Annotated in this window: 19 protein-coding genes; 9 read left to right on the forward strand and 10 right to left on the reverse strand. The window is 53.5% G+C overall.

Translation table 11 applies throughout. The features are described from left to right. Window positions 1-411 precede the first annotated feature (411 nt). The 3 genes from TU92_RS17795 to hemB all read left to right on the forward strand — a co-directional run bounded on the left by TU92_RS17795 (window position 412) and on the right by hemB (window position 4,970). Entirely contained in the window at window positions 412-1,698 is a 1,287-nt protein-coding gene (locus TU92_RS17795; protein WP_112168518.1) for an HlyD family secretion protein, read from the forward strand. Further along, window positions 1,685-3,784: a peptidase domain-containing ABC transporter gene (locus TU92_RS17800; RefSeq protein ID WP_112168519.1), complete on the forward strand. Its 2,100-nt coding sequence runs from the start codon at window positions 1,685-1,687 to the stop codon at window positions 3,782-3,784. Before TU92_RS17795 ends, TU92_RS17800 begins: the two co-directional genes overlap by 14 nt. Before the next feature lie 211 nt (window positions 3,785-3,995). Continuing rightward, window positions 3,996-4,970 (forward strand): porphobilinogen synthase, encoded by a 975-nt coding sequence (gene hemB, locus TU92_RS17805; protein WP_112168520.1) that lies wholly within the window; start codon window positions 3,996-3,998, stop codon window positions 4,968-4,970. 47 nt (window positions 4,971-5,017) lie between these two features. Here the strand turns inward: hemB and TU92_RS17810 are convergent, their stop codons facing one another. The 3 genes from TU92_RS17810 to dalD form a co-directional block, all read right to left on the reverse strand. After that, window positions 5,018-6,304, reverse strand: coding sequence for an MFS transporter (locus TU92_RS17810; RefSeq protein WP_112168521.1), 1,287 nt, complete (start codon window positions 6,302-6,304; stop codon window positions 5,018-5,020). Window positions 6,305-6,417: 113 nt separating this feature from the next. Beyond that, window positions 6,418-7,881, reverse strand: a complete 1,464-nt coding sequence (xylB, locus tag TU92_RS17815; RefSeq protein WP_112168522.1) for a xylulokinase — start codon at window positions 7,879-7,881, stop codon at window positions 6,418-6,420. Window positions 7,882-7,891: 10 nt separating this feature from the next. Next, entirely contained in the window at window positions 7,892-9,289 is a 1,398-nt protein-coding gene (dalD, locus tag TU92_RS17820; RefSeq protein WP_112168523.1) for a D-arabinitol 4-dehydrogenase, read from the reverse strand. A gap of 208 nt (window positions 9,290-9,497) precedes the next feature. Here dalD and TU92_RS17825 point away from each other — a divergent pair, with 208 nt between their 5' ends. Together TU92_RS17825 and TU92_RS17830 are read left to right on the forward strand one after the other, a co-directional pair. Then, complete coding sequence (locus TU92_RS17825) at window positions 9,498-10,442, forward strand: sugar-binding transcriptional regulator (protein WP_112168524.1); 945 nt, start codon at window positions 9,498-9,500, stop codon at window positions 10,440-10,442. A gap of 33 nt (window positions 10,443-10,475) precedes the next feature. Further along, entirely contained in the window at window positions 10,476-10,808 is a 333-nt protein-coding gene (locus TU92_RS17830) for an NIPSNAP family protein (RefSeq protein ID WP_112168525.1), read from the forward strand. An 820-nt stretch (window positions 10,809-11,628) separates the two neighbouring features. Here TU92_RS17830 and TU92_RS17835 read toward each other — a convergent pair. The 3 genes from TU92_RS17835 to TU92_RS17845 form a co-directional block, all read right to left on the reverse strand. Next, on the reverse strand, window positions 11,629-12,114 hold the full coding sequence (locus TU92_RS17835; RefSeq protein ID WP_112168526.1) for a GNAT family N-acetyltransferase: 486 nt from the start codon (window positions 12,112-12,114) through the stop codon (window positions 11,629-11,631). Between the two features lie 319 nt (window positions 12,115-12,433). Further along, complete coding sequence (locus TU92_RS17840; protein WP_112168564.1) at window positions 12,434-12,886, reverse strand: GNAT family N-acetyltransferase; 453 nt, start codon at window positions 12,884-12,886, stop codon at window positions 12,434-12,436. Between the two features lie 257 nt (window positions 12,887-13,143). Next, window positions 13,144-14,166, reverse strand: a complete 1,023-nt coding sequence (locus TU92_RS17845) for an AraC family transcriptional regulator (protein ID WP_112168527.1) — start codon at window positions 14,164-14,166, stop codon at window positions 13,144-13,146. Between the two features lie 63 nt (window positions 14,167-14,229). Between TU92_RS17845 and TU92_RS17850 the strand changes: the two genes are divergently transcribed. Further along, window positions 14,230-15,432, forward strand: coding sequence for an MFS transporter (locus TU92_RS17850; protein WP_112168528.1), 1,203 nt, complete (start codon window positions 14,230-14,232; stop codon window positions 15,430-15,432). Window positions 15,433-15,534: 102 nt separating this feature from the next. Here TU92_RS17850 and TU92_RS17855 read toward each other — a convergent pair whose 3' ends face one another. Continuing rightward, window positions 15,535-16,407 (reverse strand): LysR family transcriptional regulator, encoded by an 873-nt coding sequence (locus TU92_RS17855; RefSeq protein ID WP_167457461.1) that lies wholly within the window; start codon window positions 16,405-16,407, stop codon window positions 15,535-15,537. 129 nt (window positions 16,408-16,536) lie between these two features. Between TU92_RS17855 and gstA the strand changes: the two genes are divergently transcribed. Further along, on the forward strand, window positions 16,537-17,160 hold the full coding sequence (gene gstA, locus TU92_RS17860) for a glutathione transferase GstA (RefSeq protein WP_112168565.1): 624 nt from the start codon (window positions 16,537-16,539) through the stop codon (window positions 17,158-17,160). 14 nt (window positions 17,161-17,174) lie between these two features. Here the strand turns inward: gstA and TU92_RS17865 are convergent, their stop codons facing one another. From TU92_RS17865 to TU92_RS17875, 3 genes are all read right to left on the reverse strand, one after another. Then, window positions 17,175-17,681, reverse strand: coding sequence for an SRPBCC family protein (locus TU92_RS17865; RefSeq protein WP_112168530.1), 507 nt, complete (start codon window positions 17,679-17,681; stop codon window positions 17,175-17,177). Window positions 17,682-17,816: 135 nt separating this feature from the next. Beyond that, on the reverse strand, window positions 17,817-18,731 hold the full coding sequence (locus tag TU92_RS17870; RefSeq protein ID WP_112168531.1) for a LysR family transcriptional regulator: 915 nt from the start codon (window positions 18,729-18,731) through the stop codon (window positions 17,817-17,819). A gap of 108 nt (window positions 18,732-18,839) precedes the next feature. Further along, window positions 18,840-19,055, reverse strand: coding sequence for a YgdI/YgdR family lipoprotein (locus TU92_RS17875; protein WP_112168532.1), 216 nt, complete (start codon window positions 19,053-19,055; stop codon window positions 18,840-18,842). Window positions 19,056-19,526: 471 nt separating this feature from the next. Here TU92_RS17875 and TU92_RS17880 point away from each other — a divergent pair, with 471 nt between their 5' ends. Continuing rightward, window positions 19,527-20,651 (forward strand): branched-chain amino acid ABC transporter substrate-binding protein, encoded by a 1,125-nt coding sequence (locus tag TU92_RS17880; RefSeq protein WP_112168533.1) that lies wholly within the window; start codon window positions 19,527-19,529, stop codon window positions 20,649-20,651. A gap of 60 nt (window positions 20,652-20,711) precedes the next feature. Next, window positions 20,712-21,626 carry an ABC transporter permease subunit gene (locus tag TU92_RS17885; RefSeq protein ID WP_112168534.1) on the forward strand — a complete coding sequence of 305 codons (915 nt, stop codon included), beginning with the start codon at window positions 20,712-20,714 and terminating at the stop codon, window positions 21,624-21,626. Window positions 21,627-21,635: the final 9 nt, after the last annotated feature.

The following is a 21,635-nucleotide window of genomic DNA, read 5'->3' on the forward strand; positions in this document are numbered from 1 at the left end:
CCCCAAAATTGCGGGGAGATGAAAACATTGAGTAATGCTATGGAGATAATTTTTACGCAATGTCTTCACAGGGATTAAGCCTAGAGCACCATGAGAAGAATTTGACTAGGAATAATCTCCTATGTGGGATTTTAATTATAATCATTTGTTTTTATGTGAATTTAATCTTGTGGTGTTAAGGTTTTAATAAAAATACGAGTAAAAATTCAGCGCCAAAATATATCTCAGCGTGATCTGGAATAACGGGTTTTTAATTTCTCTGCGCGATTATCTTCAGCCGCAAATATCTTCTTTGCTTGTTTCAGAGTATTCGCGGTGGCAGCCAAAATATTGACTGCTATCTTTCACAGATCCTATTTTCAGAGATCTGCATTATGTTCATAAAAACGGTGTTCATCCGGGGGCTAAAATATGCTCTTTCGTAAAGAGGTGAATGAACATCAGCAAAGCCATTGGGCGGGGAAAGCACTTTTACTCGCCGGTTGGCCTTTATGGATCGTCACCACGCTGACCGCCATTTTTATCTTCGCACTCCTGATTTTCCTCATCTTCGCCAACTACACGCGGCGCATTAACGTCAGCGGTGAAATCATCACGCAGCCGCACAGCATTAACCTTTTCAGCCCGGAACAGGGTGTGGTGACAGAGCTTTACGTCGATACCGGCAAACCGGTAAAAAAAGGCCAGCCATTGTATGAGATTGATGTCAGCCGGGTGACGCAGGCGGGGAATGTCAGCACCACCACGCTTGCGGCAATCAAAAAGCAACGTGAGCAGATTGATGCCATCATCGTGCAGCTTCAGCACAACAAGCAGGAAACGCTGGAGAATCTGCAACAGCAGTTGGATCAGTATCAGAAAGCGCACGAAGTCTCGCAAAGCATGGTGGATTCCGCGCAGGAAGGCCTGAACGCGATGAAGAAAAGCATGCAGAACTATGGCGCGTATCAGAAGAAAGGCCTGATCAATACCGATCAGCTGAACAACCAGCGTTACCTGTTTTATCAGCAACAAACCTCGTTCCAGAGCCTGAATACGCAGGCGATTCAGGAAGCGTTACAGATAACCAATCTGCGCAGCGAACTGGTGACCCGCGCCGCCGAATTTGACAATCAAATCTCGCAGTACGGCTATCAGCGCAACGATCTCGAACGGCAGCTGGCGCAGGCCGATGCCAAAGGATCGCTGCTGATAACAGCGCCGACCTCCGGCAAAATTTCCTCGCTGAGCGTCACGCCGGGGCAGATGGTCAATGCCGGTGACAGCCTCGCCCAGCTGGTGCCGGCAAAAAATTCCCCGTTTTTCCTCGTGGCGTGGCTGCCCAACGAAAGCGTGCCTTATGTTAAAGCCGGTGAACATATCAACATTCGTTACGAAGCCTATCCGTTTGAAAAGTATGGCCAGTTCCCCGGCAAGGTGGAATCGATCTCTTCTGCGCCGGTCTCCGAACAGGAGCTGAATTCCTACGCCAGCGCGCCGAGAACGGCCAATGGCACGGTCAGCGGACCCTATTACAAAGTGATTGTGTCGCTGGATAAAAAAGCCATGAACTGGCACGGCGAAACACTGAATTTATCCAGCGGGATGAAAGCACAATCGACCCTCTTTCTGGAGAAAAGACCGCTGTATCAGTGGATGCTTTCTCCGTATTACAGCATGAAGAAAAGCGTGGTGGGGCCAATCAATGAATCTCGATAACGTTCGCGAACTGGCTGACCGCCTGCATTTCAGCTGGCGGCACCGCGTGCCGCAAATCATCCAGACCGAAGCCGCCGAGTGCGGGCTGGCCTGTCTGGCCATGGTGTGTGGCTACCATGGCAAATATGTGGATTTACAAACGTTGCGTCAGCGCTATGGCATTTCCTCGCGCGGCGCGACGCTGCGTACGTTGATGGACATCGCCGCCGCCAATGAGCTGAAATCCCGCGCGCTGAAGCTGGATATCGATGAACTGAATGCGCTGAAAACGCCCTGTATTTTGCACTGGGATCTCAACCATTTCGTGGTACTGGTTGGTGTGAAGCAGGGCAAAGTGATAATTCACGATCCGGCGTTTGGCCGCCGTTCCCTTGGCCTGCGCGAAGTGTCCGAGCATTTTACCGGCGTAGCGTTAGAGCTGTGGCCGGACAGCGGTTTCACTTCTGAGAAGCCGCGCGTCAGGCTTGATCTGCGCAAAATGATGGGCAACGTCAGCGGCCTGATTCCGGCGCTGGCCAAAATTTTCTGCCTGTCGCTGATGATTGAGTCCGTCAATCTGTTGCTGCCGGTCGGGATGCAGCTGGTGATGGACCACGTGATCCCGGCGAAAGACCCGGATTTACTGACGCTCATTTGTCTCGGACTGCTGTTCTTCATCATTTTCCGCACCGGCGTCAGTATGCTGCGCGCCTGGACGTCGCTGGTGATGAGCACGCTTATCGACGTGCAGTGGAAAGCGCGGCTGTTCGACCATCTGCTTAAACTGCCGCTCGATTACTTCGAAAAACGTAAACTCGGCGATATCCAGTCTCGTTTCACGTCGCTCGATACGCTGCGCACCACGCTGACGACCAACGTGGTCAACAGCATTATCGACGGCATTATGTCGGTGGGACTGATCGTGATGATGGTGCTCTACGGTGGCTGGCTGATTTGGGTCATTTTAGGCTTCACGGCGGTGTACGTGATTTTCCGTCTGACGACCTATAACGCCTATCGCCAGGTTTCGGAAGAGCAAATCGTCAAAGGTGCGCGGGCCGGTTCGCACTTTATGGAAACGCTGTACGGCATCAGTACGCTGAAAGCACTCGGATTATCCAAAGCGCGCGCCAACTTTTGGCTCAATCTGAACATTGATAACGCCAATGCGACGGTGCGTAAAACCAAATTTGAAATGATGTTTACCGGCGGGAATACGCTGATCGCCACGCTCGATCAGGTCGCGTTGCTGTGGCTGGGGGCCACGCAGGTGATCGACGGGCATATGACGCTCGGGATGTTCGTGGCGTTCAACACCTATCGCGGGCAGTTCTCGGAACGTGCGGCCAACCTGCTAAATATGATGTTGCAGCTGAAAATGCTGTCATTGCACCGCGACCGTATCGCCGATATCGCACTGACCGCTACCGAGAAATCATTACCGGAACGCGAACTGCTGCGGGCGGGCGAAGCGGCGTCGCTGGACGTGCGCGATTTGGTGTTTCAGTACGACAGCCTGACGGCACCGCTGATTAACGGCCTGAACCTGTCGGTGGCCGCGGGAGAAAGTGTGGCGATCACCGGGCCGTCGGGGCAGGGCAAAACCACGTTGATGAAAATTATGACGGGTTTGCTCTCACCCACCGAAGGCCGGATCCTGATTAACGGCATGGATATCACCACCGCCGGGCTGAACAACTATCGCAGCTGTATTGCCTGTGTGTTACAGGATGATACGTTGTTCGCCGGGTCAATTGCCGAAAACATCGCCAGCTTTGACGAGCAAAAGGATGAAGAGCGCATCGTTGACTGCGCCCGTCGCTGCAACATTCATGAGGATATTGAACGGATGCCGATGGGCTATGAAACGCTGATAAGCGAACTGGGCGGCAGCCTCTCCGGCGGCCAGAAACAGCGGGTGCTGATCGCCCGCGCACTCTACCGACGCCCGGCGATCCTGTTCCTCGACGAAGCCACCAGCCATCTGGATCTGGACAATGAAGCGCGGATTAATCAGGCCATCAGCGAACTGGACATCACGCGCATTTTTATCGCCCACCGGCCATCGACCATTGCTTCGGCGGATCGCGAGATCAAACTTGGATAAACCTTTCCTCAGGCGATCCCAATTCGGGATCGCCTTTTAAAATGTGGTCTTCGTTACATCTCCTCACGGAAAGTTCATCATTTGTTTAAAAGTTATTATAAAATACGGGCTTCATCGTCTGACGGCGCTGCTTTGCCTCCTGCCGTCTGAACTGTCTGCGCTTCTGTTTCTAAAAAATTTCAGCGCAACAGATTAATTTCTAGGAGTTTTCATGTCGAATCAGTTCCCGAGCTCACGCCTTCGCCGCCTGAGACAGTCCGAATCCATGCGCAGCCTTTTTCAGGAAACTGAATTCAGCGTGAATGATCTGGTACTGCCGATTTTCGTAGAAGAAGAAACCTCTGAATACGTGCCTATCGAAGCCATGCCCGGTGTGCTTCGGATTCCCGAATCCCGTCTGGCGTTTGAAATCGAACGCTATGCCCGCGCCGGTATCCGCTCGGTCATGACCTTTGGTATTTCGCATCACATGGATGCCACCGGCAGCGACACCTGGAACGAAAACGGTCTGGTCGCCCGCATGGCGCGCATTTGTAAAGACACCGTGCCGGAAATGATCGTGATGTCCGACACCTGCTTCTGTGAATATACCTCGCACGGTCACTGCGGCGTATTGCACGATCACGGCGTAGACAATGACGCCACGCTGAAAAACCTCGGCAGGCAGGCTGTCGTTGCCGCTGCCGCTGGTGCTGATTTCATCGCCCCGTCCGCCGCACAGGACGGTCAGGTACAGGCCATCCGCAGCGCGCTGGACGAAGCCGGTTTCATCGACACCTCGATCATGGCGTACTCGACTAAATTCGCATCCTCCCTCTACGGACCCTTCCGTGAAGCGGGCGGCAGTGTGCTGAAAGGCAACCGCAAGCAGTATCAGATGAACCCGATGAACCGCCGCGAAGCGGTGCGCGAATCTTTGCTCGATGAGCAGGAAGGGGCTGATGCGCTGATGGTCAAACCGGCGGGCGCTTATCTCGATATTATCCGCGATATCCGCGAAGCCTCACGTCTGCCACTGGCGGCGTATCAGGTCAGCGGTGAATACGCGATGATAAAATTCGGCGCACAGGCCGGTGCTATCGATGAACGCGCCGTGGTGCGTGAAAGCCTTGGCGCTATCAAACGTGCGGGTGCAGACATCATCCTGACCTACTTCGCGATGGATATTGCAGAGCAGGGCGTCTGATTTCTGCCCATGCTGGAAATGAAAAACCGGGCTTTTGCCCGGTTTTTTTATGCCTGTGCGGCGGAGCTGCCCGCCAGCGGTTCGCTGCGTATCTTAGACGGATGCCCCGGCTGTTCGACTTTTACCATGACCGTCAGCACGGCGGCGACCAGATACAGTGCGGTGTAGACCCACACCACGCCAACGATATCAAAGAACGGCAGCACGACGGACGCAATCGCCGGAGCGACAAAGTTACTCAGGCCGGCAGACAGGTTGTAAATCGAAATCGCCGCGCCTTTGTGATTCGGCTCCAGCACCGGAAACACGGCAGTCATCGGCACGAAAGCGGCGACCGTAATGCCCAGCATGATGGCCGGGATCAGCGCCACCCAGAAATTATGCCCGGCGTAGACCGGCAGATAATAGAACGTCAGGCTGGAGATGGCGCAACCGATGCAGCCGAACCAGCGAACCTGACGCAGCCAGCCAATTTTTTCGCCTAAAATCCCCCACATGATGTTGGTGAAAATTGTCACGAAGAAGAACACTGCCCAGATTTGCAGCCATTCTGACATGGTGAAACCGAGGCGTCCGACGAACAGCATCGGCATGATCACCGCAAAACCGAACAGTGAAATCGTGTTAATAATGCGGATCAGGCAGGAAAGCAAAATATTGCGGTTGGTAAACAGAATGGTCACCGCGCGGCTCAGTTCGGCCAGTTTTTCTTTTTTGCTCAGCCCGGCTTTGCTACCCGGTTTCCCGACTTTGCGCAGCATGACGATAGCCATCAGCCCGCCTGCCAGCACCCACGCAATCGCAAACCACAGCGTGCCGGTTTCGCCCATAAAAGGAATGGTGAAACTGGGCAGATAGCTGCCGATACAACCAATGCCGATGGAGTACATCGCCCAGAACCAGCCCATCGCTGAGGAGAGGTTTTGTTTCGGAACGGTTTGCACCACCAGCATCACGAACGAATAGATAAACAGCGGATAAGCCAGCCCGCGAATGCCATAAAACAGCAGCATCAGCGGATAGTTTTTCATCCCTAAACCGAACAGCATAAACAGCACATGCATCACCACCCAAAGAATGAAGCCGATGCGCATGGCTTTCTGTGGCGTGATGATTTCGGCGACGACGCCGGAACTCCAGGCCGCCAGCGCGGCCGCTAATCCGTACACCGTAAAGACCACGGCGGATTCGGAGGCGGTGAAGCCCATATCGATAATGTGTTTGGAAAGGAAGGCCATTTCGAAGCCATCGCCGCTCATGAACAGCGCAATGGCGATATAGCCCCAGAACAGATTCATCGGTAAACCGAACCAATGCGTACGTGTTTTTTGCATGTCAGACTCCTCTGCGAACGTTCTCGCAGCTGGTGGGGTAGGGTCAGAAAAGGGGCGCTTGAGCGCCCTCAGTGTTGTTATAAAAACGGTGATCAACGGGGTAATTCAGACGTTCAGACAGTACGCAGCGCGACCTGCTGCTGGTACAGCTCACGCCAGGTTTTCAGGCGCGCGCTCAGCATGTCGCGGGCACCGGCGTCGGGCATAAACTGTCGCGCGACCGGCGGCTTGCTGCACACTTCGCAAAAATTCCCGCCTGCGGCCAGCCAGCCCAGGCGGGCTGCGCCGAGTGCGCCTCCGGCTTCACCGCCGCTGTGGGTGATCACCGGCAGATCCAGTGCATCACTCATCAGTTGCGCCCAGCGGTCACTGCGCGCGCCGCCGCCGACCAGCGAACATTGTTGCAACTGCGTGCCCGCCTGTCGCATCACGTCGCGGCCATCGACCATGCCGAAGGCCACACCTTCAAGTACCGCATAACCCAGCGCGGCGCGGTCGGTGCTGTGCGTCATGGCGTGAAACGCGCCGGTGGCGTAAGGATCGTTATGCGGCGTGCGCTCGCCGGAAAGATAGGGCAAAAACAACGGTGCCTGACGCTGTTGCGCCGGGTTTAGCTGCGCGATTTCGGCCAGCAGCGTGGTTTCGTTGCTGCCCACCAGATTGCAATACCAGCGCAGCGCACTGGCGGCGGTGAGCATGACGCTCATCTGATGCCAGCGGTCGGGCAGCGCGTGGCAAAACGCATGCACGGCGGACTGCGGATTCGGGCGAAAGCGATCGTTCACCGCAAACAGCACGCCGGAAGTGCCGAGCGAAATGAACGCATCGCCGGGATCGACCGCGCCAATGCCTACCGCGCTGGCTGCGTTATCACCGCCGCCACCGGCGATCATCACGTCATCGCGCAAACCCCAGGCGCGGGCGATATCATTTTTCAAAGTGGCGCTGACCTCACTGCCTTCGGCTAAGCGCGGCATATGGTCCCGCGTCAGTCCGCAGGCAGCGAGCAGGGAATCTGACCAGTCGCGCTTGGCCACGTCCAGCCACAACGTGCCCGCCGCGTCAGACATATCAGAGACTTTTTCGCCGCTCATCATCCAGCGCAGATAGTCTTTTGGCAGCAGCACAGTCGCCGTTTGCTCAAAGATATCCGGCTCGTGACGGGCCACCCACAACAGCTTGGGCGCAGTGAATCCGGGCATCGCCAGATTCCCTGCCACCTGATGCAGCTCCGGCGCGCTTTGCGTCAGCTGCGTACATTCCGCCGCGCTGCGGGTGTCATTCCACAGAATGGCCGGACGCAGGATGCGCCCTTCGCGACTGAGCAACACCGCGCCGTGCATCTGGCCGGAAAGGCCGATGGCGCGGATCTCCCGCCACTGCTGGGGCAGCCGGGTGCGCAGACGGGCGATCACCCGCTGCGTCGCCTGCCACCAGTCTTCCGGGTTCTGTTCTACCCAGTGCGGATGCGGGCGGGAGACATCCAGCGGTTCACCGACGCTTGCCAGCAGCGTGCCTTCTTCGTTAATCACTACGGCTTTAATTTCTGATGTGCCTAAATCCAGTCCGAGATACATAGCGTTTTCCTCAGGCGCGTTTCGCGTCGCTCAGCCACTGATTAACCCGTGCAACGGACTGGCGCATCAGGTCGGTGAATTCGCTTTTTGCTGCCAGTGAAGCAAACAGTTTTTCGTCGGTGGCAAAGCGGCCGAGCGGGTCGGCGCTGTCAAACAGGGCGTGAACCGCAGCGGCATCCAGAATGCCGTCCTGATACTCATACGGCAGACGGCTAAGGTGCCATTGCTGCATGTAGACGAAGAACAGCGCAGGGAGCATGGCGGTCGCGCGCGGTGTCTGACCGCGCTGATAACATTCCTGCAAAGTCGGCGTGATGAACCCCGGAATTTTCGAGAAACCGTCGGCGGCGACGCGCTGGTTGGTATCCTGAATGTGCGGATTACTGAAGCGCTCGAGCACCACATCACGGTAACTCGCCAGATCAAGCGGGCTCGGCGAAAGGGACGGGATCACGTCTTCGGTGACGTAGTCCCAGGCCATTCGGCAGATGTTCTCCGTGCGGGTACTCACGTCGATAAAGCTCTGCCCGAGCAAGGTGCCCGCCCAGGCAATGCAGCTGTGGCTGGCGTTGAGGATGCGGATCTTCGCTTCCTCATACGGCAGTACGGATCCCACCATTTCCACGCCGACATCCTCCAGCGCCGGGCGGCCAGCGATGAAATCGTCTTCCACCACCCACTGAATAAAAGCTTCACCCATTACCGGTGCACGGTCTTTAAAGCCGGTGGCCGCTTCAACGCGCATCGCCACTTCCGGTGAGGGACGCGGCGTGATGCGGTCAACCATAGTATTCGGGCTGCGGGTGTGGTTTTTCACCCAGGCGATGACGTCTTTCTGCTGGCGCAGTGCCAAAAACTGCAACAGCCCGTTGCGGAATCGTTCGCCGTTGTGACGCAGGTTGTCGCAGTTAAGCAGCGTGACGTCACCCCCTTTTTGTTCAATGCGACGTGCCAGAATGTGGGCGATAGCACCATAAATCGTGCGGCATCCGCCGTGGATATCGGCCTGAACGTCGGCATTTTGCTGATCCAGATTGAACTGGTTATCGAGGTAATAACCGCCTTCAGTCACGGTAAATGAAATCACTTTGGTTTGCGGATCCGCGCCCTGTGCAACCAGCGCTGCCAGTTCGTTATCCCACGGAATGATTTTTTGAATCGACGTGATCATTTCATATGCCCGCTCACCCTGTGGCGTCACGGTTTCGAGCACGTATTTGCCCTCCTGCGCAGCCAGCGCATTCAGCACCGGTACGCCGTCTTCACGAATATTGCCCAGCGCAATCGACCAGCGATCGTCGCCCTGAATCAACAAACGGTGCAGATACCATGCCTGATGGGCACGGTGGAACGAGCCGCTGCCAATATGCAGCCAGATGGATGACGCAGAGTTATGAGTCTTGTTCATCAGATTCTCCGTTAAGGGTTTTTAGCTTTGATTTGGGCTTAAGCTCTGTGTGTGGGCTTTTGCTCATTTGCGCTAAGCCTAATAGAACATTTGCTCTTTAGTTGGGCTTTAGCTCACAAATTTTGTTTTTCAGGGGATTTAGCGATCACGGCGCAGGGCGAAAGACGATAAAATCCGGCCATTGAAATCTTCGGGTCGGGCGGTGCGCATGAGTAAGAATGATAAAAAACTGGATCTGGCGGCGCGGGCGGCGTGGATGTATTACGTGGCAGGACAAACGCAGAATCAAATCGCCGATGCGCTCGGCGTTTCGCGTCAGGTTGCGCAACGTTTGGTCGCCAGCGCGCTGGATAACGGGCTGGTCAGCGTGCATATTTCTCACTCCGTCGGGCGCTGCATGGAGCTGGCGTCACAGCTGCAAAAGCGTTACGGGCTAGGCGTCTGTCAGGTAGTGCCGGGGCAGGGGATGGAAAGTGCCGGGATCCACCACGCCATCGCTGTGGCTGGCGCGGAAGTGATGACGCAGTTTATCCGCAGCGATAAACCGATGATTATCGGCGTGGGATCCGGGCGCAGCCTGAAAGCGGCCATCGACGAGCTGGCGGATATCGAACGGCCGCAGCACAGCAGCGTCTCGTTGATCGGTGCGATTGCCTCCGACGGTTCCTGTACCCGATACGACGTGCCGCTGCTGATGGCGCAAAAAACGCAGGGTCGCTACTTCATTCTTCCCGCGCCGCTGTTCGCCGACGGCGAGGAAGACCGCGCGATGTGGTGCAGCCACCGCATTTACCGTACGGTCAGCGAAAAAGCCAGCCAGGCAGACGTGACATTTATTGGCGTTGGCACCATTGAACCGGGCTGTCCGCTGCATAAGGACGGCTTTATCAGCGGCGACGACGTGGCGCTGCTGATGGAGAAAGGCGCCGTGGCCGAAGTGCTCGGGCATTTCATGGATCCGGATGGAAACCGCATCAGCAGCGATCTCAATGCCCGCCTCACCAGCGTCGGGCCGAAGCCGCACGATGACCAGCCGGTGATCGCGCTGGCAGGGGGATCCGGCAAACACGTTGCCATCCGTGCCGCGCTCAATGGCCGCTGGATCAACGGGCTGGTCACGGATGAGGTTTGTGCGCAGGCGCTGTTGGGGTAGTGGGCGTGGGTCTTAGATAAAAGGATAGGGATGATGAAAACAGTTGAGCTTTTGCAGTACACCCTGAAGCCGGGAACAGGACATGATTTTCATAGAATCATGTCAGAACAGAGTGTGCCTCTCCATCGTGATGCGGGAATGGATGTCGTTTCTTTTGGAAATTCCCTGCACGATGAGGATTCCTATTACCTGATCCGCGCCTACAGTGATCCTGAGCATTTAAAATCTTCACAGGAAGAATTCTACAGTAGTGATGCATGGCGAACGGGACCCCGGGCTGCCATCATTGACCGGATTCAAACCAGTGTAAAATCGGTGCTGATGCTTACGAGTGCTGCCACCGATGGGTTGAGGAGGATAGACTGAAAGGTAATTGTGGTTGGGGATTATGTTCGGTAAAGGGCGGTTTTGAAATGCTTACGAAAGGCTTAGTCGTAAGCTAAACCGATCTCTTAGCCCTGGACTGGCGTCAGAATGATATCAACTCCGGGATGATTTATTAGTGAGGCACAAAGCGTTATAAGGTCGGGGTTAAGGGCGCTGAAGTGTGTGGGGCTTCTGTCAGGATAAGGTTGTTCGAGATAATACAATTTTATGACGTTAATTTGATCGACCATTAAATACATTCCCAGTTAACGCTGGGTATTTTTTTCTTAAAAAAGTGTAATACGTATTACTTTGTAAATATGTAAATAAGTTGCATGCTACAGCACCCCAAACATCATAAAAATTCGGGCGATAGTGCCAACGGTGGTCACGGTGGTCACGGTGAGGAGGGTGGATCATCAGATAATGCCCCTGGAGGCGCTGGTGGTGACGGAGGCAACAATGATCAGCCAAAACCTTTATAAACGATGCTTTGTCTTACTTAAATGGTCTCCTTTTGTCTTGGCCGCATTCACACACTTCAGTTATGCGTCTTCTGGCCATCCGATCCTTTTCTCCCATTCCTCTTTACTGATTTCCGATGGTGGAAACGGGGGCAATGCTGGATCAGGCAGCAACGGCGATGGCGGGCGATGGCGGAATGACCTTAACCCGTTAATTGATACATCGTGATGTTAGTAATGCCTTAACCAGTTGTGAGAACAATGGCGAACTTCCGCTCCTCGCTCACAACGGACCTTCGAGCTGATCAGCTAGTCCGCTTAGTGCCAAAAGCGGACGTCAGATCCGCTAGATACAATCAGCGCAATGGTTTTGAGAAACAGACAGCTTCTGTCCTGCCTATGTATGGGCCGTAATTCTCAATACGGATATAACCATTTTTCTCGTAGAAATTTACAGCCCGATAGTTCATGTGTCGGGTCCCCAGCCTAAGTTCTCTATATCCCATCTCTTTTGCAGATTTTTCAAGAAAAGTAAGTAAGGCACCGCCAATCCCTGACACACTTCGGTCTGAAAACATTCTTTTAAGCTCGGCGATATTTTGCGTTAATGGCCGTATAGCACCGCATCCTATAGCTTTGCCATGAGAATTCTTTGCTAATGCCCATAAAGCTTTGTCATCACTCATTGCTTCAACGGTGAAATTGCTTTTGCCATTATCACCAGTAATAGCGGCAAGTTCTACTGACAGCATTTCGATTAAGCGATGGGATTCTGAAGAAAATGGATCTGATTTCTCTACTGTTATCATGGTTATACCCTGCAGGATGAGTGTAACCAACATAAAGCATCCTGTTAAGGAAAGCATCAACCAAAACGGGGGATGGGACAACACTGTTTCCAAACTATCCCGAGGCTATCATGCCCGCTCCTCGCTCAAAGCTGCCAGTCAGTTCCTTTGATTTCCTAAAGATGTTTCAGTCGCCGTTCTGCATGCTTGGTTAGAAAATCCAGTGTGTCCAAGACGGCGCGGATTTAACTGTAATGGCTCTGATTTGCCTGAAAGTGGTACGGTTTGGTTGCGTCAGGGCTGTATCTGGGCAGGCGCTCCTGAAAAATGGTTCACTGGACAGAATATGCGGTCTGTCTAGGACGTGACTGTATTAACGCGCTGGGTCAATGAGGCATAGATGGTGCGTGACTTTTTCTATGCCAGTTAAAGCAGTAAAGCCAGCTCGTTCATAGAAGGTGAATGCCGATGGAGGAGCGTTTGTGTTGATAAAATCAAACCAGTGGCCAGAATCCTTAAGTATTTCACTGAGCAGGGCGCTGCCAACCTGCCTTTTTCTCCATCCTGAGTCTACATAGAGATGTCGCAGACGTCCGATGCCAGTTTTTAGCGTAAATGGATCAACGTTGAGTCCACAAACGCCAACGATCAATCCATCTACAAAAGCCCCAATTAGTTTTTCTCCGGGTCTGTCAAAGCGGTTCAGTCCGCTAAGCCAGTTATCTTCCAGTCGGCGTAACATGTTAAATCCTTCAGCCATGCTCTGCGATTTTAACTCAGCAAATCCTGGGCTGTCCGGGGTGACGTTTGTGAGTTGGATATCCATGATTCTCCCACTGATTTCAATCTGCATATTCTGGACAGAATTACGGGTGTGTCCAGTATGGCATTGGCACTCTCATACTTCTAATGCCATCAACGTCCCCCTTCTTTAAGGATAGCGTTGCCTCGACCCGTTGAACTCACAGCCAGAAGCGGAAATAAAGAAATTGCGATACTTTGAGTGGTGAAAAGCCGTTTCCGCTCAGTTTTTAATATTGAGAGCGGCCTCATAACGTTTCCAGCAAATGATTAAGACAACATTCACTCATTTACTGTATTAACGCCTCGCGCTGGTCGCTGACGCATAGCGCCCGGCGGATATCCATTAATGCGCTTAAAAGCTCTGCTAAACGCTGCCTGTGAGGCATAGCCGAGGCGAAGAGCAACGGTCTCAATTGAGATCTTTTCGTGAATAATCCAGTGACCTGCGATGCGCATTCGTACCTCCCTTACATAGCGCTGAGGTGGTATGCCGATGATTGATTTGAAGCGTTCAGCAAAAACAGAACGTGACACATGCGACTGGGCAGCAAGCTCAGCAACGGACCACTCCCGACCCGTATCGCGATGAATGGCCAGAATAGCACGGGCAAGTCGTGGATCACGTAACGCAGCGATCAGGCCAGCGGCGTTCTCGCTGCCGTTTTCGATCCATCCTCGCACAATCATGGCTGCCGCCACTTCTGCGAGGCGGGCCAGAATGCCCGCGAAGCCAGCGCGTCCGGAACAGATTTCAAATTTCATCGCGCCCAGAATGGGAACCAGCCCCGGATAGATCTGTTCATTTGCCTCAACCACTATGGCCTGCGGCATCAGTTTACCAAGACCCTGCATTCCACCGAGATCGAACTCCATACAGCCATAAAATAGAACAGTGCTGGGTGTCGGATGCGAACTTGGGCAAGTATTGATTCCGCTGACGGCCTCGCCTAAAGGAGCAGAGCCTAATGTGTCGATATGTTGAAATGAACAGCTGACATCCGATATAAGCTGATGATCCTCACCCTGCGGCATAAATACCATGCTTCCGGCTTTCAGTTCGTGCAACGTACCGTCGTGTGTGCGAAGCAGAGCTGTACCCACAGCGATGTAATGAAAATAGGCATGTCCCGGCCTGTTGCTAAAACCGACGCCAAACTCAGAGCCAGTCTGTAAACGGCGATACTGCACACCACGCAGCCGCATTTCCAGCAGCAATTCACTGATGAGCTCGGATGAGAGGGCAAAATGTTTATTCACAGGCATAATCGGCGTTTCGGGTAAAAAATCAGGATGAGGCATCATAGATCGTCCGGCAGCTCAACTCTAGACTTGGTGTTGTAATTTTTACTCCAAGAAGAGTGTGTTATGAGAAATGAAGCAACTGAAGCTGTATCCGCTGGTTTGAATAGTTCGGAACCCAAAGAGTCCGCATGGATGGCCGTTATTTCACTGACGATGGGCGTGTTTGGTTTGCTGACTGCAGAATATCTTCCTGCCAGTCTGTTGACACCCATGGCTGCCGATCTCGGGGTGACCGAAGCTCTTGCTGGTCAGGCTGTGACGGTAACCGCTGTGGTGGCCCTGTTTGCTGGTCTGATGGTTCCCCGCCTGACGCGTAATTATGATCGCCGAAATGTTTTGCTTAGTTTTACCGTCCTGATGATTGCCTCCAACCTGCTTGTCGCACTTTCATCCAGCCTGGCTGTTCTGTTAGTCATGCGCATTTTGCTGGGCATCGCGCTGGGAGGCTTCTGGAGTATGGCTGCTGCCGTAGCTATGCGGCTTGTCCCTGCTAAAAGCGTCCCGCGTGCTCTCTCCATTATTTTTAGCGGTATTGCTGTCGGTACCGTAGTTTCGATCCCGCTGGGGAGCTATTTAGGCGGGCTTTATGGCTGGCGTAGTGCTTTTATCGCTGCCACCGCAGTAGGCGTGCTGACACTGCTCTTTCAGCTCTTTACCCTTCCTGGAATGGCTCCGCGCAGAATGATGGTAACGGCATCTGTCATGGATTTACTCCGCCGTCCAGGCATTGCGATGGGAATGACGGGGTGTGTGATTGCCCATACTGGTCAGTATGCGCTGTTTACCTATATTCGTCCGGCTCTGGAAAATATTGCCCAAATTGATGTGGATCGTTTGTCTTTGATACTGCTTGGATTTGGCATCGCTAATTTTATCGGTACGCTGCTAACCGGGTGGCTGATGGAGAGAAGCCTGCGTCTTACCCTGATACTCATGCCAGCGCTTGTCGGTTTAGCAGCATTAAGCATGGTTTTGTTGCCACTGGATGAAAAAGGATTGATGTTGTTCGTCGCGTTGTGGGGGATGGCATTTGGTGGCGTACCCGTTGCGTGGTCAAACTGGGTAGCGCGTGCCGTTCCCGATCAGGCTGAAACTGCAGGCGGCATGGTAGTCGCAGCAGTTCAGTCCTCAATTGCTGCTGGTGCTGCGTTGGGAGGATTACTCTTTGGTTTCAGCGGCGTAACAGGTGTCTTCATTACCGCTGGTTGCATAATGTTTTTTGCCACGCTCGTTATTGGACTAAAGGTGAGGGTCGCGCTGACCTGACCACTTCCGATATTTGTTGTCCGCAGGCCGCTCATCACCGTCAGCAGGCGCACCGGTGACGGGTTGGTGGCAGAAACGCAGTGATTATCTCTACGTTGATCATCAGCCTTTATGCAGCCCCTTTAGTAATGCCTGCGTGGCACCAGAAGTTTTTCCGGATGGCGAACAAACCAGACCAAATTCACGATGTATAGGGGGTGCCACCGGCATCACACACAGGCCTCGCAATTCAGCTGGCAAGGCGGATTCAGGTACGAGCGTAACGCCCAGGCCTTCACGCACCAGCATGCAGGCGCTGACCCAGTCTCGTACTTTCACGCGCACGTCGCAGAGTTGCAAGCCTGCCTGTTCAATCAGACTTTTTCCATTAACGACACATCCACCTGTCGCGAGAATAAAGGGTTGGCCTGCCAGTTCCTCCAGCGTTATGCCGCGCGCCTTTGAATTACGTTCCTGCTGTTGACCGGATGGCATTACCGCAACCCATGCATCCTGCCCTAATACCACGTTTGTTCTTCCCGGTGCGGGGTTCATTACTACCCCCAGTTCAACAGTATCTGCTGCAAGCCACTCCTCAACTTCCTCGTCCGTCCCTTCCAATACCACCACTTCTATCCCCGGATGCAGACGCTTAAAGTCGCGCAGCAGTCCAGGCAACAATGTGGAAGTCACAGAGGGAAAACTGGCGAGGCGAATGCGTCCGCCACTTAAACCGCGGCTCTCATCAGCCAGCGCGCGGATGGCGTTGAGCTGCGCAAGCATTTTCCTTGCCTGTTCGATCACCTGCTCACCCAGCGCGGTGACGCCGATGTGTCGACGTTCACGCGTGAACACCGGGAACCCAAGTGAAGCCTCTAACTGAGCGATAGCCTGACTGGCACCGGACTGAGTCATTCCTACATCCTCAGCAGCGCGGGTGATATTGCTGGCATCCGCAACGGCCACCAGTAAACGCCAGTGTAAAAGATTCATCATGATTATCAGTAGCTCAGCTAATAGCTAATTTATGGATCATTAATTTTACAGCACGAGACACATTAGCACAGTGTATTGAGGAACGGCCAGAATATGGCTAAACAGCTTTTCAATTTTATCGGAGAGACAATGAAACTTTATTACGCCCCTGACACCTGTTCGCTTTCACCACACATCGTTCTGTGCGAACTCGGGCTTGAATATGAACTGGTCAAAGTGGACAACAGGAGCAAGCTCACTGCGGACGGACGCGACTTTCGTACCATTAATCCTAAAGGCTATGTCGCTGCACTTGAGCTGGACAATGGCCAGATCCTCACCGAAGGTCCGGCCATTGTGCAGTATCTCGCTGACCTGAAGCCGGAAAGCGGGCTGGCACCACGAGCGGACAGTTGGGCGCGTGTGCGTCTGCAGGAATGGCTGAACTTTATCACCAGTGAAGTACACGCGGGATCCGCACTGCTGTTCAATCCCGCGCTGCCAGAAGACGTCAGATCGATTTTCCGCGAAAAGCTATTCCGGCGGTTCGATTTTTTGCAGGATACGCTTAATGAGAAAGTCTATCTGACCGGCCCGACATTCAGCGTTGCTGATGCTTACCTTTTCACCGTGCTGGGGTGGTGTAAATTCTTTTCCATCGACCTGAAGCGCTGGCCTGTGTTATCGGCATATATGGCAAATATCAGTGCACGTCCTGCCGTACAGGCTGCGTTACTTGCAGAAGCATCTCAACAGGCCCGAGAAGGCTTATGACGGACGAAACTTAATTATTTCGCCGCCGCCTCAATCAGGCCATCAAGCCATTCCTGATGACCATTTAGCATGGGATTGGGGCGCGTATTTGCCAGTTCTTTGGCCGGGTTCCCGTTTTGAGTTTCTTGAGTCAGGATACGCAGACGATTTCCGGGGAGATCTTCCAAAAGCCATGCATGATGTACATCAAGGCGTTCAGCAGTGTTTTCTTCACCGGACCAACCGTGCCATGCCAGACGAGCAGGCTGGCCTTCTGCTGGCGCAACGAACTCCACGACCTGAGCCTCAACAGGGAAACCAAAGGTGCTGAAGTAAAAGCGCACCCGATCTTCCAGTTCCGGTCCTTTATTGTCATAAAAGCGCACATCGGCGGAGTTTTTGTAGTAGTCCGGCCACAGGAATGGCTGGCTCAGCAACGGCCAGACATCATTGACATTCAGAGCCGGGATAATCATTTCATTAGAGACAAAGTTATCGGTAAAACCCGGAACAAAACCTTCTGGCCAGTTAATCGCGTTCATAAATTTCTCCAGTTGCGTTAATTGATTGCACTGTGTGTGCCGTTACGGCAGCAACACTCAACGTGATGACCGTGATTATTGGCGCAATGGAGTTATAAGGCGAATTACCATTTCTTATTCTTAGAATAAGAAAAGTTATATCACGGCAGCAGAATGCTGACTGATCTCTACGCACAAAGCGCGGATCCACTGATGAGCGGGGTCTCGATGGGTTCGTTCGTGCCAGGCCATGCTCTTGGTAAATCTCGGGACGTTTAGCGGCAAGGGGATAATGGCGAGATCGCTGTCAACCGGGACCATACGACTGGGCACAACGGCAATCATATCGGTTGATCGCAAAATATCCGGTATCACCAGAAAACTGTTAACCGATACACCTACCCGCCGCGTAAGACTGAGCTCAGCCAGTGCCTCATCCGTTACACCCATAAAGCGACCTTCTGTGGACACCAGAATATGTTCCTGTTCGCAGAATTGTTCGAGCGTCATTTCTGAAGCTGCCGCCAGAGGATGATGGCAACGTGCTACGCAAACATATTCTTCCTGATAAAGGGCTCGTCCGTGCAGGTCATCGGGTGTGGTTTGTGGGGTAACCAGAGCGAGGTCAACTTCACCCCGTGATAGTTGCTGATACATGCGCTCACTGTCCACGGACCTTACGGCGATTCTGATGCGCGGCGCATGTTGCTTTAGCGCGGCTATCAACGGAACGACAACGGCCTTAAGTGCATAGTCCGTTGCGACAAGGGTATAAGTCAGTTCCGCCGTCATGGGGTCAAATTGCATTGGTTTTAGCAAAATGGCGATATCGGTGAGGATTTGCTTTACCGGCACAGAAAGCTCGCTGGCCCGCAGTGTGGGAACCATGCCGTGACTGGTGCGAACAAAGAGGGGATCGCCAAAATAATCACGCAAGCGGGTAAGCATGCCACTGACGGCAGGCTGAGTCAGGGAAAGGCGCTGTGCAGCCCGCGTCACGCTGCCTTCGTCCAGTAACGCATCCAGGGCCTTAAGAAGGTTAAGGTCCAGGGCTCTGATATCATTTTTCATTATGAAGTAGCCTGACAATTATAATAATTTTAATTGAGGCTAAATGCTCAGGAAAAGGGTGTCCAGCCCGTTCAGCCTTTCTGCGGGGATAATTTAAAACCAAACCACCTACTTTTTCACAATCCCCGCAATATCATTGGTATTCATCAGATGATAATCGCCGTTCATGTCGGTGTAGCTGGTCATGCCGGTATCGCGGTCGCGGTCGGGTTCGCCATGGGCGAAGAACTGATCACCGGCCTTGGTGTTTATCACATAATCACTGGCGCAGCCGGTGAGCGTCAGGGCCAGCGCGAGGGCGGCGAGGCAAGATAATTTCTTCATTGTTAAGTCGTTCCCTTTGCAATTTTCTGCCCGCATTACAAAACAACCCGCCAGAACATGCAAAGGATAAAAATGTCACGAAGCGTAATTGTGCGTGGCAGTTCGCAGGAATTCTGGCGGGTTATTTTGGTGCACAGCGCGGCGACATCCTCATTTCCCTCATCTTTTCAGCACCAGCGCAGTGCGGTGTGATCCCGCCGTTGTTTCTGCAACTTGCTCCGGGGGGTTGCCGCACGCGCTCTATACTCAAAATGACCTGCAATTGTGTTTCAGATTGCAACACTGGCAGCAATTTTGCTTGAGGTTTACACCTTTAGCGAAACCGTAAGGAAACTCCGCAGTCGTCCCCGGGAAGATTTCAACCACTCCATTCAGTGCTTTTTGTTCGTGTTTAGCGTCAGGATTTAAGACCACGCTCCGGCGTTCTTACTAAAACCATTTTGCTCAAACAGGCTACTAAGGAACACGATGATGTCGATGAAATTTATAAGAAATCCGCTTTCTCTTTTACTGGCAGGGTGTCTGGCGACGGCGTTTTCCGCGCATGCAGATATTGTGATTGGCGTGGCAGGCCCGTTCACCGGTCCGAACGCCACCTATGGCGATCAGTACTGGCATGGCGCTACACAGGCCGCCGAAGACATTAACGCCGCCGGCGGGATTAATGGCGAAAAAATCAAACTGGTCCAAGGCGATGACGCCTGTGAGCCAAAACAGGCGGTCGCCGTTGCTAACCGTTTAGTCGATCAGGACAAAGTGCAGGCGGTGGTCGGCCATTTTTGTTCCTCATCGACCATGCCTGCTTCCGAGGTGTATAACGACGCCGGAATCATTGCCATCACCCCCGGATCCACCAACCCGCAAATCACCGAACGCGGCATGAGCGATATGTTCCGCATGTGCGGGCGTGACGATCAGCAGGGGCTGGTCGCCAGTGATTACATTATCGACAAACTGAAAGCCAAAAAAGTCGTGATCATTCACGACAAAGACACCTACGGTCAGGGGCTGGCGGATGCCACCAAAGCGGCGCTCAACAAACGCGGCGTGAAGGAAGTAATGTACGAAGGGTTGTCGCGTGGCGAAAAAGATTTTAATGCGCTGGTAACCAAAATCAGTGCGCAGAAACCTGACGTGGTGTTCTTCGGCGGTTGCCATCCGGAAGCCGGTCCGTTAGTGCGCCAGATGCGTGAACAGGGCGTGCAGGCGACGTTCTTCTCCGGCGACTGCATCGTCAATGAAGAAATGGTAACGGCAGCGGGCGGTCCGCAATACACCAACGGGATCCTGATGACCTTCGGCAAAGACCCGCGTCTGATCGCCGAAGGGAAAACCGTTATCGATAAGTTCCGCGCCAATAAGTTCGAGCCGGAAGGGTACACGCTCTATTCCTACGCCTCCGTGCAGGCGATTGCTGCCGCGTTCAAAGCCACCGGCGGCACCGATTCTGCCAAGGCCAGCGCCTGGCTGAAAGCGAACAGCGTCGATACCGTGATGGGTAAAAAATCCTGGGACAGCAAAGGTGATCTGAAAGTCTCCGATTACGTGGTTTATAAATGGGATGACAAAGGCAAATACCAGGAAGTGAAAGAATAACCATATCAGCCAAAGACCGCGTTCCCGTTGAACGCGGTCGCAAAAAGAGACTGCGTATTTATGGATTCATTCTTCCTGCAACAGCTGTTTAATGGCATCACGCTGGGCGCGGTGTACGGGCTGATCGCCATCGGTTACACCATGGTTTACGGCATTATCGGGATGATCAACTTTGCCCATGGCGAGGTGTATATGATCTCCGCTTACCTCTGCGCCATCGCGCTGGCGCTGCTGTCTTTCTTCGGGGTGCACTCTTTTCCGTTGCTCATCCTCGGCACGCTGGTGTTCACCATCGTGGTGACCGGCGTGTATGGCTGGGCGATTGAGCGCATTGCCTACAAACCGCTGCGAAACTCCACCCGCCTCGCGCCGCTGATTTCCGCGATAGGCATGTCGCTCATCTTGCAAAACTACGCACAAATCAGTCAGGGTCCGCGACAGCAGGGGATCCCGACAATGTTTGATGGCGCGCTGCGTTTTCACATCGGCGACAGCTTCGTGCAGATGACCTATACCAAATTGTTCATTCTGGTGGCGGCGTTTGTCGGAATGCTGGTGCTGTCGTGGATTATCAGCAGCACTAAACTCGGGCGTATGTGCCGCGCGGTGCAGCAGGACCGCAAGATGGCGTCGATTTTGGGCATCAATACCGACCGCATCATCTCGCTGGTATTTATGATTGGCGCGGCGATGGCCGGGCTGGCGGGCGTGCTGGTGACCATGAACTATGGCACTTTTGATTTTTACGCCGGATTTATCATCGGCATCAAAGCTTTTACCGCAGCTGTGCTGGGCGGGATCGGTTCGCTGCCGGGCGCAATGCTGGGCGGCCTGATTTTAGGCATCGCCGAAGCGCAGTTTTCGGGCATGGTGAACTCGGATTACAAAGATGTGTTCTCCTTCGGATTGCTGGTGGTGATCCTCATTTTCCGCCCTCAGGGCCTGCTGGGTCGCCCGGTAGTATCTAAAGTGTGAGGGAGAAAA

The sequence above is a fragment of the Rahnella inusitata genome, from assembly GCF_003263515.1.
GTDB classification, from domain to species: domain Bacteria; phylum Pseudomonadota; class Gammaproteobacteria; order Enterobacterales; family Enterobacteriaceae; genus Rahnella; species Rahnella inusitata.